The following is a 16,153-nucleotide window of genomic DNA, read 5'->3' as shown; positions in this document are numbered from 1 at the left end:
GTTGGCTTGGCTAAGCAGGCTGAGGCAATTCAAATTAAGTTAGTTGCAAAGGGCTCTTCTGACGCGCCCGCCCAAGATCAGGCGGCTTTGATTCAGCTCCCTGGGCTTTCCGTTAAGGCAAACTGCTCTGGGCTTGGTTGGCAAACGGTTGTTGGTAATGATGGTGTTGCTGGCACGGTTGGGCAGAATCGCGCCATGGAGGCCATGCAGCTGTCGCTTTCTGATAGCTCTATAAGTGGCGGCATTTCGTATTCTGCCCACGTATCCAATATCGGCTGGCAATCTGCTGTTTCTGATGGCGCTACATCGGGGACCATTGGTCAAGGGGAGCAAATCCAAGCCGTAAAGATCAGCTTGTCTGGCGATGTTTCCAATTACTTTGATGTTTGGTATCGCGTTCATGTCTCAAATTACGGTTGGCTTGGCTGGGCCAAAAACGGCTCTCCGGCAGGCACCACGAAGCTTGGAATTCCCGTTCAGGCGTTGCAGGTAAAGATTGTCCCCAAGGGCGCCGCTGCTCCGGGTTCTACTTCCGATTCGTATTTTGAGACCTATCGCTATATGGGCTATCAGACACCCGGATCATACCCAAAGGTAAATTGCAACAGTGTGCGGCTTCCTTCGTATTGCACCGGATACTTTACGTACGTCACGCCTTCCCGTATTCCCTATAACGCTTCGCGCCAGGACTGCATTAACGCATTTGTCCAGCGTGCTCGTGAATATATCGGAACTCGTTATATCGAGCCTTGGTCTTCTTGGCCGGGGGATGCAGTTGATTGCTCGGGCTTGGTGCTGCAATGTCTGTATGCGACTGGCATGGATATGGGTTGGTATAACCCATATAACCATCGTTGGTTGCCCGAGCAAACCTATAACTCCATGAACTGGTATCGCAACAACACATTTATGCCGGTTAGCACCTCTGCTATGCAGAGGGGAGATGTGGTCTACTACCAGGGTCATATTGGAATCTACATCGGAAACGGTCGAATTATCGATTCGTGGCCGGGAATTGGAGTCACCGAGCGCTCAGTCTATGCTCCTGGTCGTGTAATCGGTGCCGCAAGGCCTTTTGCATAGAGCCAATTGAGGCGTTCCGTAACGGGAGCGCCTCTTTTTTGTCTGAATGCTACCGTTGCGCCTTAAGCCTTAAATGCTTGTTTAGAAGTGCGGTAATATAATTTGGTGTCTTCGAACGTGGTCAATATCTCGGGGGATATATATGAATCGTCTCAAAGCGTCTGCAGCTTTGATTTGCACGCTTTTAATAGCTTGGTCGCAAATCATTCAGCCTTACTGTGCATACGCGCTGTCTGCCCAATCCGTCGCTTCTTCACAGTCGGTGCAACAATCATCGAATGACTGCGGATTTCAAGGTGAAAGCTTTCAGGATGGGCAGGGCGACGCCTCGGGTTCTCAGGGTGTAACCGAGTGGTATGGTGACGATGCGGACGCTGCTCGTTCGGATGGGGACTCAGGCTCAGTTTCTGATGACCAGTCTGGAATCGGGACAGATGAGTCGGACGTTGACGATTCTGCTGGCGAGGCCTCGGCGGGTGATTCCATACAGGCGGATTCTCCTGAAGCTGACTCTTTGGAGCCGAATTCCTGGCGTTATGAGAACGGCTTGCTTATTGATGCTGTCTCCGATGGCATCGATGCACAGTCTTTGGCTGACGAAGCTTTGCCCAATGGTGCCGTTGCGCGTGGTATCGATGTCAGCAACTTTCAGGGGACGATTGACTGGAATCAGGTTAAAGCCGCTGGTATAGAATTTGCTATTCTCAAGGTCGGCCCTGTTTACGGCAAACCCGATTCAACGTTTGAACGAAACGCTACCGAATGCGAACGTCTCGGGATTCCTTACGGTGTCTACTACTACTCCTATGCTCGTTCTGTAGCGGATGCAAATAAAGAAGCCGATCGAACGCTTGCTTGGCTCGGTGGCCATCATCCGTCGATTCCCGTTTATTACGATCTTGAGGATAACTATATCTTGCAGGATCCGAATTTCAGCAAAGATAAGCTCGCTCGGATTGCGCAGACTTTTTGTAACCGTATGGAGGCCGTTGGCTTTAAGTCGGGTATCTATGCGAACCTTAACTGGCTCAACAACTACTTGGATAGTCCGTCTCTGAGCGGTTATGACCATTGGGTTGCTCAATATAATTGGTGTTGCGATTATGCTGGCAGCTACAGTTTCTGGCAGTATTCAAGCAGCGGCAATGTCCCGGGCGTTAACGGGCGCTGTGACATGAACTACTGCTTCAACGGTTCTCTTCTGAACGTAGATGACGGCAAGATGCATATTCAGTATGAGGCGCATGTCTCGAATATTGGCTGGATGAGCAGTAAGCGCGACGGATCTACTGCGGGTACAACAGGGCAGTCTAAAGCCGTGGAAGATCTTAAGGTCAGCATCCTGAATCCCGTTGAAGATGGCTCTGTGCAAATTAGCGCTAATGTAAGTGGCATCGGCTGGCAGGGCTGGGACACCCCCTCGGCCTCCGAGGGCGGCACCACCGGCCAGGGACGCGCCGTCGAGGCCGTGCGCCTGAGGCTCACGGGCTCCCTCGCGAAGGACTTCGACGTCTACTACCGCGTCCACGCCTCCAACATCGGCTGGATGGCCTGGGCCAAGGACGGCGAGGAGGCCGGCACCACGGGCTTCGGCAGGAGCGTCGAGGCCGTCCAGATCAGACTCGTCAAGAAGGGCGACGCCGCCCCCTCGTCCGACGGCGCCAACGTCGACTACGCCTTCAAGAAGAAGCCCATGTCCCTGACCTATCGGGCCCACGTCTCCAACGTGGGCTGGCAGGGCGCCGTCTCGGACGGCGCGACCGCCGGCACCACCGGCCGCGGTCTCGCCCTCGAGGACCTCAAGCTCTCGCTCGACAGCTCCGACTACTCGGACGGCTCTTCCGTCCAGATCGACGCCCACGTCTCGGGCATCGGCTGGCAGGGCTGGGACACCCCCTCGGCCTCCGAGGGCGGCACCACCGGCCAGGGACGCGCCGTCGAGGCCGTGCGCCTGAGGCTCACGGGCTCCCTCGCGAAGGACTACGACGTCTACTACCGCGTCCACGCCTCCAACATCGGCTGGATGGCCTGGGCCAAGGACGGCGAGGAGGCCGGCACCACGGGCTTCGGCAGGAGCGTCGAGGCCGTCCAGATCAGACTCGTCAAGAAGGGCGACGCCGCCCCCTCGTCCGACGGCGCCAACGTCGACTACGCCTTCAAGAAGAAGCCCATGTCCCTGACCTATCGGGCCCACGTCTCCAACGTGGGCTGGCAGGGCGCCGTCTCGGACGGCGCGACCGCCGGCACCACCGGCCGCGGTCTCGCCCTCGAGGACCTCAAGCTCTCGCTCGACAGCTCCGACTACTCGGACGGCTCTTCCGTCCAGATCGACGCCCACGTCTCGGGCATCGGCTGGCAGGGCTGGGACACCCCCTCGGCCTCCGAGGGCGGCACCACCGGCCAGGGACGCGCCGTCGAGGCCGTGCGCCTGAGGCTCACGGGCTCCCTCGCGAAGGACTACGACGTCTACTACCGCGTCCACGCCTCCAACATCGGCTGGATGGCCTGGGCCAAGGACGGCGAGGAGGCCGGCACCACGGGCTTCGGCAGGAGCGTCGAGGCCGTCCAGATCAGGCTCGTCAAGAAGGGCGACGCCGCCCCCTCGTCCGACGGCGCCAACGTCGACTACGCCTTCAAGAAGAAGCCCATGTCCCTGACCTATCGGGCCCACGTCTCCAACGTGGGCTGGCAGGGCGCCGTCTCGGACGGCGCGACCGCCGGCACCACCGGCCGCGGTCTCGCCCTCGAGGACCTCAAGCTCTCGCTCGACAGCTCCGACTACTCGGACGGCTCTTCCGTCCAGATCGACGCCCACGTCTCGGGCATCGGCTGGCAGGGCTGGGACACCCCCTCGGCCTCCGAGGGCGGCACCACCGGCCAGGGACGCGCCGTCGAGGCCGTGCGCCTGAGGCTCACGGGCTCCCTCGCGAAGGACTACGACGTCTACTACCGCGTCCACGCCTCCAACATCGGCTGGATGGCCTGGGCCAAGGACGGCGAGGAGGCCGGCACCACGGGCTTCGGCAGGAGCGTCGAGGCCGTCCAGATCAGGCTCGTCAAGAAGGGCGACGCCGCCCCCTCGTCCGACGGCGCCAACGTCGACTACGCCTTCAAGAAGAAGCCCATGTCCCTGACCTATCGGGCCCACGTCTCCAACGTGGGCTGGCAGGGCGCCGTCTCGGACGGCGCGACCGCCGGCACCACCGGCCGCGGTCTCGCCCTCGAGGACCTCAAGCTCTCGCTCGACAGCTCCGACTACTCGGACGGCTCTTCCGTCCAGATCGACGCCCACGTCTCGGGCATCGGCTGGCAGGGCTGGGACACCCCCTCGGCCTCCGAGGGCGGCACCACCGGCCAGGGACGCGCCGTCGAGGCCGTGCGCCTGAGGCTCACGGGCTCCCTCGCGAAGGACTACGACGTCTACTACCGCGTCCACGCCTCCAACATCGGCTGGATGGCCTGGGCCAAGGACGGCGAGGAGGCCGGCACCACCGGTATGTCGTGTTCCCTCGAAGCTATTCAGATTAAGCTCATTAAGAAGGGCGCTTCCCATCCTGATACGTCGGGGTATTCTCATCTTGAAATACCTACGGTGACGTATTCCTCTCAGGTGAAAGGTGCTTGGCAGAATACTGTTTCTGCCGGAGAGGTGTCCGGTACAACTGGTCAGGGAATTCCCATCACCGGGTTTTCGGCTAAAACTACTTCATCTGTTGCCGGCGGAATTAATTTTCAACTACATTTTTCAAATGTAGGCTGGACTTCTGGCAAATCAAACGGAGGACAGCTTTCGTCTACCGCTGAGTCCAATTCGGTTGAGGCTATCAGAATCTCTCTATCAGGTGACTTGGCATCTTACTTCGATGTTTGGTATAGGGTTCATGTTGATAGCGTCGGCTGGCTTGGTTGGGCTAAAGATGGTGCTGTTGCCGGCAGTACCGGCTATGGGGTGCACGTTCAGGCCGTCCAGGTGCGCCTTACAAGAAAAGGTGCCAATGCACCCGGAACTACCATTTCGCCGTGTTTGCTTGGGCAACCTTTTACACTTGCAAATCCCATGCAGAAGAAAATTGTAGAGCTTGCCCGACAGGTGCCGTCTCCTGGCCCGGGATTGTGCTCCGAGTAGATTGCAGATATCTATGAGCGTGCCGGATTTAGGAATGTCCATACAGATGCCTGCGATTACTACTGGGATTACTGTAAATACACCGATTATTCTCATTTGAAAGTCGGAATGGTCATTGCCGTTCCTTCGCATACGCATACACGCATGGGCAGCATTTACGGTCACGCTTGTCTCTACATCGGTAATAACCAGGTTATGGATAATGTCGGTCGGATCAGGACGCTCGATATGGCGTACTGGTTGGATTATTATTCCACCTCATACAAGCCAAAATGGGGCTGGTATGACAACCTGCCGCTTGCATAGCAGGTCGAAATTCGTGTCTTCACACAGGTTCTAGCAAATATTCTGATTAAAACGAACGGGTCGTTTTGCAACGGTCCGTTCGTTTCTATTTAAGTGCCATTCACGTTTTCGGTATTTAGGCAATTGTCGAAACGGTAAATAATGATGTTAAAGATGGTCGAGTGATGGGGGGAGTCGAATGAAAAAGACGCAACGGCTGTTAGCATCGGCAATGATGGCATTACTAATCCTTCAATGTCTTCTGACGCCCCTTTCTGTTTGGGCAGATTCTTTACCTGTGCAACCGGAATTCACTGATTATATCGATAGTTCTGCCAGCAGCTTGGAAGACGAGAGCTTTGTCTTAAATGACGAACAGCAGGGGATTGAAGTCGAGCAGCCGACTGTGTCAGACAATGATTCTCCCTCATCCGTTTCTAGCGAGCCTGCCTCCAATGCAACTGATTCGACGAAACCCGAAAATGATGTATCCACTGTGTTTGGCTCTGTTTCATACCAGACTCATGTACAGGATATTGGCTGGCAAGCTCCCGTTTCAAATGGAATGACGGCGGGCACTACAGGCCGTGCCAAGCGCGTCGAAGCCCTCAAGATAAATTTGCTTTCACAGGATGACACCCCGCTGGGGAATGACAGCATTTCGGTCCAATCTCACATTTCCGGGATCGGCTGGGAGTCTCAGCCGGTGGGTAACGGGCAGGCATCTGGAACAGTTGGACAGTCGCGAGCCATCGAGGCGATCAAGCTATCTTTGTCGGGCGGTCTTTCTGATTCGTATGACATTTGGCATCGCGTTCATTCTGCAAATGTTGGTTGGCTTGGTTGGGCCTCAAATGGTGAGCCTGCTGGAACGCAGGGCTATGCTTATCAGATCGAAGCTATTCAGATTAAGGTGCTTCCAAAAAATGCTCAAGATGCGCCAACGCGAGGCGATGCCTTTAGGGATCACTCTCAGGAACCGCCTACCGTTTCCTATCGATCTCATGTCTCTAATGTTGGATGGATGAGCGCCGTCGCGGACGGAAAGACATCGGGGGTTATTGACTCAAGAAATGCAATTGAGGCGCTGTCGCTCAGCGTAAATTGGTATGGTCACGGAGGCTCTATTTCCTCTCGGGCTCACGTCTCTGGCATTGGTTGGCAAGGCTGGTCTTCAGGTGCTGTTGGCACGACGGGGCAGTCTCGGTCCTTTGAGGCCGTTCAGTTTAAGCTGAACGGCGAGATATCTGCAACTTATGGCATTTGGTACCGTGTGTATGCTTCCAAATTGGGCGGATGGCTGGGCTGGACGTCTAACGGGTCTCCTGCGGGCTCGGTGGGGAAGGGTGCTGCCATTCAGGGTGTTCAGATTTTATTGGTCGAAAAAAAGCGGCTCTGCTCCCGGCGATACGTTGAACCATTTCATTGGAGCTACGGATGTTCTAAGCGGGAGCTCGCTCGCTCTTAACGGTAAAAGCCTGGGCTCCGTACAAGGCAAATCAATCTTATTGGGTTCCGAGAACGGCTCTGAACCTTTAACTTCGCTCTCTATTTCGTTTGATAATCAAGAGATTTTAGGCTCAATTGACTATTCCGGCTTCTTTGAATTTGGCGGATGGAGCGGTGCTGTTTCTGACGGTGCTGCGCTTAACTCTAAAAACGATGGGCGTGTTTTAAAGGCGGTGAGATTGGCTCTTACTGGAGATTTGTCTAAAGCCTATGACGTTTGGTATCGCTGTTTTGACTCCAAAAAAGGATGGCTTGGTTGGGCGTGCAATGGCTCGGATGCGGGGGCAACGATATCGGGTTCATTCCTTAAGGCTGTCGAAGTAAGGATTGTCAGTAAAGGCGCCGGCGCTCCCGGGATAACGGACGGAGCATTTGTTTCTGATACTTCCGCCGATTGCGCCCACGTTGTATATCAGGCCCATTCGGCTAACCGTGGGTGGTCTCCATCTGTTTTAGATGGGCAGAATGCCGGTACAACGGGAAAATCGCTTTCTCTTCAAGCTTTGAATGTGTCGTTGTCTGGCGTGGATGATGATTCTCTAATTGAGGCAAGGGCCCATGTTGCCAATATTGGTTGGCAAGAATGGCGATCTGCCGGTTATGTTGGGACCGTTGGACAAGAATTGGCCATTCAGGCTCTTGAGCTGCGCTTAAATGGTTCCCTCGCGAATCAGTATGACATTTACTATCGAGTTCATTCGGCGGGCTATGGTTGGCTTGGTTGGGCCAAAAACGGCGATTCCGCTGGAACTACCGGGCTTAATATCCAGATAGAAGCCGTCCAAATTAAGCTTGTGGCGAAGGGCGGGGATCCTGGTGCGCCGTCTGCGCCTGCATTTATCTCGGTACCAGCCCTAACGCTCCAGGCGCATGTCGCCGCGCTTGGTTGGATGAATCCCGTTGGCAACGGTGGCATTGCGGGTACGACTGGCAGATCACTTGCAATTGAGGCACTGAAGCTAAACGTATCCAGTAGCGTATCGGGCGGTATTGAGTACTCTGTCCATGTGCAGGATGTGGGTTGGCAAGGCTGGACTTCCAATGGGAATGTTGCTGGTACGGTAGGCCGTGCTAAGCGCATCGAGGCTCTTAAGATTAGGCTGACTGGTGATTTGTCGAATTACTTTGATATCTGGTATCGAGCATATTGCCAAGACTTTGGGTGGCTCGACTGGACCGCTAATGGGCAGCCTGCGGGCACATCGAGGATAGGCTGCAGAGTCGAGTCTGTTCAAGTGAAGATCGTTCCCAAGGGCGCTGGTGCTCCCGGTGCTACCTGGCGCCCGTTTACCGATCAGCCTTTGTTGCCTGCCGACATGATGGCCATGCTTAATCGGGCTAATAGATATTCGAGCAATACAAACTGGCTCATTATGGTTGACAGGCAAGCATGCCGCCTTGGAGTTTTTCGTGGACAGCGCGGGTCGCGGAGTTACGCTCAATACTGGACTTGCTCTACCGGCGCTCCTAGTACTCCAACGCCTACGGGCGAGTATACCGTTACCGGCAAGGGCTACTCGTTTGGACATGGGTATACCTGCTACTACTACACGCAGTTTTACGGGGACTATCTGTTCCATTCAATACCGTACTACCAGGGAACTTTTAATCCTATGGACAGCCGAATGGGAATGCATATTTCACAAGGCTGCGTGCGTTTGCCCATTGATCGCGCTAAATGGATTTGGGATAACGTGCCCCTTACTACCAAGGTGGTAATTAACTAGCTATTCCGTAAACGACGAGAGCTTGTTAGAGGGTCCTTTCCTGTTGCCGTAGTCTTGGCAACGAGAAAGGGCCCTTGCCTTTGGATGGGGCTCCTTTTTCTTCGTTCACCTAATTGGTGGCAATAATGAAGCCTACTCCCGATAGTATTGTTACTGACGACTGTCTATCTAGGAGGCGATTCTCTTGAAAAGGCAATTTAGAGCATTTGTTGTTCTGATTTCCTGCTTCATGTCGATGCAGCTTTTGAGCCCTTTGGCTTGTTGGGCGGATCAAAATGTTGGTACCAACGAATATGAATCCGTTCCAGAGGCCCAATCAGACTCTTCGGATCAAACTGCTGTTGTAGCCGATGAATCAGCGCCTTCGATCGATGCTGCCGTGGAGTCCAAAGAGGAGATACCGGATGTCAGCTATAAATCTCATATTTCTGGCATTGGCTGGGAGTCGACGTTCACATCGAATGGCTCGATCTCTGGCACAACGGGCCAGTCTCGTAGGCTTGAGGCGCTCAGAGTTTCTCTTTCTAATTCAGAAGACCTTGGTATCGAATACCGCTCGCATGTGCAAAATGAAGGCTGGCAGGATTGGGTTTCTAATGGAGCCGTCTCCGGCACAACGGGGAAGGGCCTTCAGGTTGAAGCTGTCGAGCTCAAGCTGACGGGTGACAGGTCGGCTTCTTATGACCTGTATTATCGCGTTCATGCTTCTAATTTCGGTTGGCTTGGTTGGGCCTCAAATGGGTCGACTGCGGGAACCACCGGTTGGTCTTATGCCGTTGAAGCAATACAGATCGTCATTGTAAAGAAGGGTGATGCGGCGCCCGGTGATACCGCTGGTGCCTATGTCCCGTATGTCTTTAATTGCTCTCTTTCTCAGGTTGGGGAGACGACTAAAGTAACCCTGAATATTCCGCAGGTCGAGGATATAAAACGACTCGGCATCGCTGATTCGATAAGGGTGGCGGGCTCCATGTCGTATGGAGGGAAGGTGACCCGTTCCGTTTCAAGTACGATTGCACTCGGAGATTTGGATTCCAGCTCCAGCGAAATTGAATTTAACGATTATGGTCCGTTTGACGTTACGTTGCAGTATTTGAAGAGCGGAAACATCGTTCATGAGGACCATCAGCCAATCGGCATTTCTGCGAGTGAATACAACCTTGCCCCTTTGAGTGCTTCTTTCCCCGTTGTTCTCTATTCGCTATCTTTCTGGGGCATCAGCACCTCTTCTGCTGGAACGACCATTCCGTCAATCGTAATGCTCGATCGTCCAAATGCCTATAACTGGAGCTCGCTTCCATCCGGGATGTATGGCCTTCCGTATCTGACTCATGATGAGAATGCTTCTAGTTCAAGCTATCAGGCGTTCGCGGATTATGTCGCTGCTCTCTTCAAGATCAACCCCAAGGCAAAGTTCAATCTGTATATCAATGACATCACCTGTTCGTTGATCCATAGGATGATTTACGCCAACAAGATTCCCACTGGCCAATACTCCATTCGGCTGTTGTCCGATGGATCTGCCACGTATGTCTTTACCAACGAGGCCTTCGACGTAAAGGATCCAGATTCTAAGCAAGCGGAACTGATTGCTTTATGGAATGCTGCCAAGAATAAGGAATACGAAACCGGTGAGGTGTCAAAGTCGTATAGCGATTATCACGATCACTGGGATTCTATGTATGCCGTGCTCAGTATTGAGTCTGGCACTCAGTGGTGGATGACTCGAACTAATCTGTTTACGAGTGGTGACAATAATGCCTTTGCGAATAAGATCGCATCCGATCCTAACGTTAAGAAGGTGAACGTTTCGGGCATGCTGACGAGCCTGCAGAATAGGGGAGAGGATACGGTCCAAGCGTTTAAGGCCCTGTACAACTTCAACGATGGTTATTTCGATGCGGCGACTCAACAGGGCAAAAAGGTAATGATGCTGCTTGGAACGTACATTTCTTATGAGCAGAATTTTGACGACTATGCCAACTTGACGGAAGTTATCTATGGCGATGACTATTTGTATTATTACAAGGGGCATCCGAACACACCGACGGGCATGTATCCCCAAAAGCAGGAGCAGCTTGACCGTCTTGGTATTACCGATGTCGATTCGTCTGTTGCTGCAGAGCTGATCCTTTTCTTTAATCCGGAGATTGGCTTGTCTGGCTATGGATCTAGCACGTATAACTCGGCCAGTGCCGATGCTGCCGGTGGACTTTGGAATTCTACGAAGTCCGAAGCGTTGAAGCCCGGCGCTGCTATCGATTATTCGATTATGGATTGGTTTGCTTCGCCTATTACTGAGGACTCAGACGCGGCTATCAGGTCCCTTTGCAAGCAAGGTGACTCCTGTTATCTCGTAGAGTTTTCGGATTCCATACTTGCTTCGGCAAATTACGACTTTGCTATCTATTCGCACAATAGCGGCGCTCTGACTTATTTCAAGAAGGGTGAGTCGGGCTACGATGTTGTTAGGGTGTCACGAGGCCCTCTTGACGTCTTGGCAACTTCGCATGTCTCGAATGATGGCTGGCAATCGGCCTCCAAAGGTGGAAATGCTTCCGGTACCGTTGGCCAGTCAAAAGCTGTCGAGGCTATTACTCTCAATCTGCAGAATGCTCCTTACGATGGTGCATTGGAGTACAGGACGCATGTTTCCGATTATGGCTGGCAGGACTATGTGAAAGAGGGGAAAGTTTCTGGTACTACGGGCCAGAGCAAGTCCGTCCAGGCTATTCAGATTCGCCTGACTGGCGAGATGGCCAATCGCTATGACGTTTATTATCGAGCTCACGTTCAGGATAAGGGCTGGCTCGGTTGGGCTTGCAATGATCAGGTTGCCGGAACAACTGGGTTTGGCTTGAGGCTCGAGGCATATCAGGTCGTTTTAGTCGAAAAGGGTTCGCCCTCTCCTGGGGATACAAATCAACCTTCTATTCAGAGAACGTTTTCAATCAGGGCTCATGTTTCAAACCTTGGTTGGCAGTCACCTGTTTACGAAGGCGCGACTGCTGGCACAACTGGTCGTAACCTAGCTGTTGAGGCGTTGACAATCAGCAGGCCCGACCTTGGGTATTCAGGCAACATCGAATATCGAGCTCACGTTCAGAATATCGGCTGGCAAAAGTGGGTCAAGAATGGCAGGGTTGCCGGCACTACAGGGAAGTCTCTATCTATCGAGGCAGTTGAAATAAAGCTGACGGGAGATCTTGCCAAGCAATATGACGTTGCCTATAGGGCGCATGTGCAGGGCAAGGGTTGGCTCGATTGGGTTAAATCGGGCGAGTGCGCAGGTACAACTGGAGAGGCCCTACATTTGGAAGCGATTAAGGTTAAGTTGGTTGATAAATAGTAAGTGATGCAAGTCTATCATCTATCCGCTATTGCAGTAATTCAGTGGTCTAGTCCAACTGTATGAGTTTAATCTTGAAGGAGTTTATGATTTTTCGTAAACTCCTTTAGTTTAGCTACTAATTAATTATAGGGACTCGTTTATGAATACATGTGCAAAACGATGCAAGTCTTATGGCGTTTTATTTGCTGTAATGTTTGTGGTTGCGTTATTAGTCGCAATTTATTATTGCAATTTGAAAACAGGGTTTCATGTTGACGAGCTGTGGACTTTCGGCCTCTCGAATAGTTTTTATTTTCCACATATTTTTTGGGAAAACAATATGGATGCCAACTGGATGGATCATACGTTCATTCAGTCTTATTTGACAGTTGATACAGGGCATGTGTTTCGGTTTGATTCGGTTTTATATAATCTGAGTAATGACGCACATCCTCCTCTCTATTTTTTCATTATTCATACCGTTTGCTCACTGTTTCCGAATGAATTTAGCAAATGGTTTGGCTTGGTTCCTAATCTATGTTTCTATTCACTCAGCTTAGTATTTTTATTTAAGCTTTCTTACAAAGTGTTTCAGAGTAAGCCAGTCGCCCTAATTTTAATGGCTCTTTGGGCTTTCTGTCCCATAGCGTTAAATCTAGTGACCTACATTCGAATGTATCTGTTATTGGTGACACTTGCCCTAGCATTTCTTGATGCGTTATTCGATATGTTTAATGCTTCCTTCGCCAATCGATCGGTTTATTTCCGCCTATTTGTTATTTCTTTATTGGGGTTTTTAACTCATTTCTATTTCTATATTTATCTCTTTTTTGTTTCCTGTTTTTTTACTATTTATTTTTGGGCAAGAAAAGGGTGGAGGTTCTCCTTTAAATATGGAGTCACGATTGTCTTATCGGTTTGTCTGTCATTTATCATATTTCCTCCAGCATTAAGCAACATGTTTGGGAATCACTATGTCGAATCGGCCTCATCGCAATCAGGGGTAATGGTATTACTTAGACGAATTTGGCAATTTCTAGGGTCGTCGTCCGTTGATTTGTTCTTCGGATCAAGGCTTCTTTTGATTGCCTGCTTCTGTTTGTCAATTGCCCTTTGTTTCTACTTGCTATGGAATAAAAAAATTAATCGTGAGCATCCTGAGTCGATTTATATAGTTTTATTATTTAATTCATCCCTTGTATTTTACGTCACAGCTTGCTATGTATCTCCTTTTACTTCGTCAAGATACATATGCTTGGCATATCCAGGATTACTGTTATTTGGATTTGGAATGTTCTTGTATCTATTTAGATATTTGCAAATTCGCTATAGAAATAATACTGATTTCAATTTTCGGGGCACTATTTTAGTTTCTGTTGTATTTGTTTGCGCAATTATTGCTGCAGATTCTGTTTTCTTTTCTTCCAATGCTTTGTATTTATATCCGAAATCTGCTGACAATGAAGCCGCAGTAGAGAAGTACGCGGGTTCAACGGGGCTCTTTGTCTCTTATGATTACTATCAGCTCACTGCGAAGCTATTAGAAGTTGCCAAATTTTCTCGCATTCATGCGCTGATTCCTGATCAGAAAGCTATTAGCAGTTTTTGCGATAGAAATTATATTGATTCTGATGATCTGGTTGTTTACATGAATAATCACGACTGCGAAGAAGAGGTTCTTTCTCAACTGAAAGATGAACTAGGATATAGTGGTTTTAAAAAACTGCCCGGATATACTCAAATCGATGATGGAACCTCTTGTTTTGTTTATGTCCTTTATAGATAACAGTAGGAAAAGGGTCTTTAATGAAACGAGATTCGGTGATTCAATTTCTGAAGTTTTCGATTGTTGGACTTTCAAATACAATCGTTTCTTACTTAGTCTACGCGGCACTCCTTTTTATTGGAGTGAACTATATTGTCGCCAATATAGTTTCATATTTTGCTGGTGTCATCAATTCCTTCTATTGGAACAATAAATATGTTTTTGATAATGAGAGATCGGATTTGAGTTCACTTATTTCAAGTTTTTCCAAGCTACTTGCTTCGAGTGCTTTTACTGGATTGATTATCAACAACATCCTTTTGTACTTTTGGGTTAGTGTGCTTGGAATTTCTTCTATTCTTGGTCCACTGCTTAACTTGTTTGTAACTTATCCTCTTAATTATATTTTAAGTAAGTATTGGGCATTTAAGTGATGGGTGTTCGCATGACGAAGTTGGATAAATTGCCAATTCTCTATCTAGTGGTTCCGTGTTATAACGAGGAAAGTGTTTTGCGTGAGACCTCAAGGAGGCTTTCGGAAAAATTTTCTTCTTTAATTGAATTGTCTCAAATTGATTTGGACAGCAAAATATTGTTTGTTGATGACGGGTCTTCTGATAAAACATGGAAGATAATCTCTGATCTTCATGAATCTAATCATTTATTTTGTGGTCTTAAGCTTTCTAGGAATTGCGGACATCAAAAAGCCTTGCTTTCTGGGTTACACAAGGCAGCGGAGTTTGCTGATTTAATAGCATCGATGGACGCTGATTTACAAGATGATATCAATGCGCTTGATGAAATGGTTTCAAGAGCTCGCGAAGGCTATGAAGTTGTATATGGTGTACGAAATGATCGTTCTAGCGATTCCTTTCTAAAACGTTTTACCGCACAGTCTTTTTATCGCTTACAGTCTTCGTTGGGTGTCGATGCTGTTTATAACCATGCTGACTATAGATTGATGTCCAAGCGTGCTGTTCTTGCATTGTCTCAATTCCGTGAGGTTAATCTATTTCTTCGTGGTTTGGTTCCTTTAGTTGGTTTCAAATCTTGCTGCGTGTATTATTCGCGAGGGAAACGGTTTGCCGGCGAATCTAAATACACGCTCGGTAAAATGCTGTCATTTGCTTTTGAAGGTATAACGTCTTTTAGTACTAAACCGATTAGGATAATTACTCTCACCGGTTTAATCATTTCTATTTTTAGTTTATTTGCACTTGTATATCTTTTAATTGGTCATTTTATTGGCGATGTACAAGTTGGCTGGACAAGCATTATTATGTCAATTTGGTGTCTTGGCGGACTTCAACTTTTGGCTTTGGGTGTCATCGGCGAGTACGTTGGAAAGACTTATATGGAGACGAAGCATCGTCCTCGCTATTTTATTGAGGAATTTTTGTCCGATAAGGAGGACAAGGATGCCTAAAGTTAGTGTGTTGATGCCTTGTTTTAATGGTGCTAAGTACATTTTGAAGGCAATTGATTCGGTGTTAAGCCAGTCTTTCCGCGATTTCGAATTATTAATTTTCGATGATCAGTCAACTGATGGAACATTTGAGATTGTTTCCAAGCTAACGGATTCTCGAATTAAGGTATTTAGAAACGTCAGTAATCTCGGTCTTGTTGGAAACTGGAATAATGCCATTGAGAAATCTTCTGGCGAGTATATTCATTTCCTCTTTCAGGATGATATTTTGTTACCCGGGGCTCTTGAGTCTGAGGTTGCAGCACTGGATGCTAATCCAAAGTGCTCCCTCTGCTTCAGCGCTTCATGTGTTATTGACTCGAATGGTGCCATTACAATGAAGAGGAGACCTTTTAAGCGGGATATGGTTTTAAAAGGCTCTGATTTTGCCCGCAAGACATTTCGAACTCATAATATCTATGGAGAGCCTTCTAATGTCATGTTTCGAAGAGATTGCTGGCAAAAGGTTGGACCCTTTAATGATTCTTTGTGTTACTCCCCTGATTGGGAGTATTGGATTCGTCTATCACTTAATAGTGATGTCTGCTATCTAGACTCAATTTATTCCTATTTTAGAGTGTGCAACGAATCTACTACGAACTCACTTTTTAAGGATAAAAAAGAGCAATTGAAACGCGATGAGTTTGATTTTGTGCGAGCAATCTGTTCACTCGATGGTATCAATATATCGTCGGTTGATTTAACCGCTCGTAAATTGTCGCTCTCAATCAGGAACATTGCTAAACGGATTTATTTTTCCGTTCACTGACTTTGGAAGTGATTGAATGAAAGGCATCATCCTCGCCGGCGGGTCCGGCACGCGCCTGTACCCGCTCACGCTCGTGACCTCCAAGCAGCTGCT

10 protein-coding genes are annotated in these 16,153 nt (G+C 49.7%); all 10 read left to right on the top strand.

The features are described from left to right. A partial coding sequence (locus DWZ22_RS09770; protein ID WP_199583494.1) for an NlpC/P60 family protein occupies positions 1 to 1,083 on the top strand: 1,083 nt, incomplete at its 5' end. A gap of 547 nt (positions 1,084 to 1,630) precedes the next feature. Then, the gene (locus DWZ22_RS09765) at positions 1,631 to 5,209 is read left to right on the top strand and encodes a GH25 family lysozyme (protein ID WP_158573327.1); all 3,579 of its coding nucleotides are present in this window, start codon (positions 1,631 to 1,633) and stop codon (positions 5,207 to 5,209) included. Positions 5,210 to 5,693: 484 nt separating this feature from the next. Further along, a complete protein-coding gene (locus DWZ22_RS09760; protein ID WP_118406022.1) occupies positions 5,694 to 6,962 on the top strand; it encodes a hypothetical protein in 1,269 nt (422 codons plus the stop codon). Between the two features lie 40 nt (positions 6,963 to 7,002). Further along, positions 7,003 to 8,730, top strand: a complete 1,728-nt coding sequence (locus tag DWZ22_RS09755) for a L,D-transpeptidase family protein (protein ID WP_158573326.1) — start codon at positions 7,003 to 7,005, stop codon at positions 8,728 to 8,730. A 184-nt stretch (positions 8,731 to 8,914) separates the two neighbouring features. Continuing rightward, complete coding sequence (locus tag DWZ22_RS09750; protein ID WP_118406020.1) at positions 8,915 to 12,079, top strand: hypothetical protein; 3,165 nt, start codon at positions 8,915 to 8,917, stop codon at positions 12,077 to 12,079. Between the two features lie 142 nt (positions 12,080 to 12,221). Further along, a complete protein-coding gene (locus DWZ22_RS10170) occupies positions 12,222 to 13,847 on the top strand; it encodes a hypothetical protein (protein ID WP_147352288.1) in 1,626 nt (541 codons plus the stop codon). A 20-nt stretch (positions 13,848 to 13,867) separates the two neighbouring features. After that, on the top strand, positions 13,868 to 14,260 hold the full coding sequence (locus DWZ22_RS10705; RefSeq protein ID WP_118406019.1) for a GtrA family protein: 393 nt from the start codon (positions 13,868 to 13,870) through the stop codon (positions 14,258 to 14,260). An 11-nt stretch (positions 14,261 to 14,271) separates the two neighbouring features. After that, positions 14,272 to 15,252 carry a glycosyltransferase family 2 protein gene (locus tag DWZ22_RS09740; RefSeq protein WP_118406018.1) on the top strand — a complete coding sequence of 327 codons (981 nt, stop codon included), beginning with the start codon at positions 14,272 to 14,274 and terminating at the stop codon, positions 15,250 to 15,252. Beyond that, positions 15,245 to 16,060, top strand: a complete 816-nt coding sequence (locus DWZ22_RS09735) for a glycosyltransferase (RefSeq protein ID WP_118406017.1) — start codon at positions 15,245 to 15,247, stop codon at positions 16,058 to 16,060. The genes DWZ22_RS09740 and DWZ22_RS09735 overlap by 8 nt, the downstream gene beginning before the upstream one ends. 16 nt (positions 16,061 to 16,076) lie before the next feature. After that, the coding region (locus DWZ22_RS09730; protein WP_147352289.1) for a sugar phosphate nucleotidyltransferase at positions 16,077 to 16,153 on the top strand (77 nt) is incomplete at its 3' end.

The organism is Collinsella sp. AF31-11 (genome assembly GCF_003475605.1).
Classification (GTDB): Bacteria; Actinomycetota; Coriobacteriia; order Coriobacteriales; family Coriobacteriaceae; genus Collinsella.
The sequence above is the reverse complement of the archived record's forward strand: the minus strand, read 5'-3'. Positions and strand labels throughout refer to the sequence as shown.

Bases quoted from the DNA above. Each gene is read 5' to 3' on its own strand.
- DWZ22_RS09760 (WP_118406022.1), top strand. From the start codon at position 5,694: ATGAAAAAGACGCAACGGCTGTTAGCATCGGCAATGATGGCATTACTA.
- DWZ22_RS09735 (WP_118406017.1), top strand. From the start codon at position 15,245: ATGCCTAAAGTTAGTGTGTTGATGCCTTGTTTTAATGGTGCTAAGTAC.
- DWZ22_RS09740 (WP_118406018.1), top strand. From the start codon at position 14,272: ATGACGAAGTTGGATAAATTGCCAATTCTCTATCTAGTGGTTCCGTGT.
- DWZ22_RS10170 (WP_147352288.1), top strand. From the start codon at position 12,222: ATGAATACATGTGCAAAACGATGCAAGTCTTATGGCGTTTTATTTGCT.
- DWZ22_RS10705 (WP_118406019.1), top strand. From the start codon at position 13,868: ATGAAACGAGATTCGGTGATTCAATTTCTGAAGTTTTCGATTGTTGGA.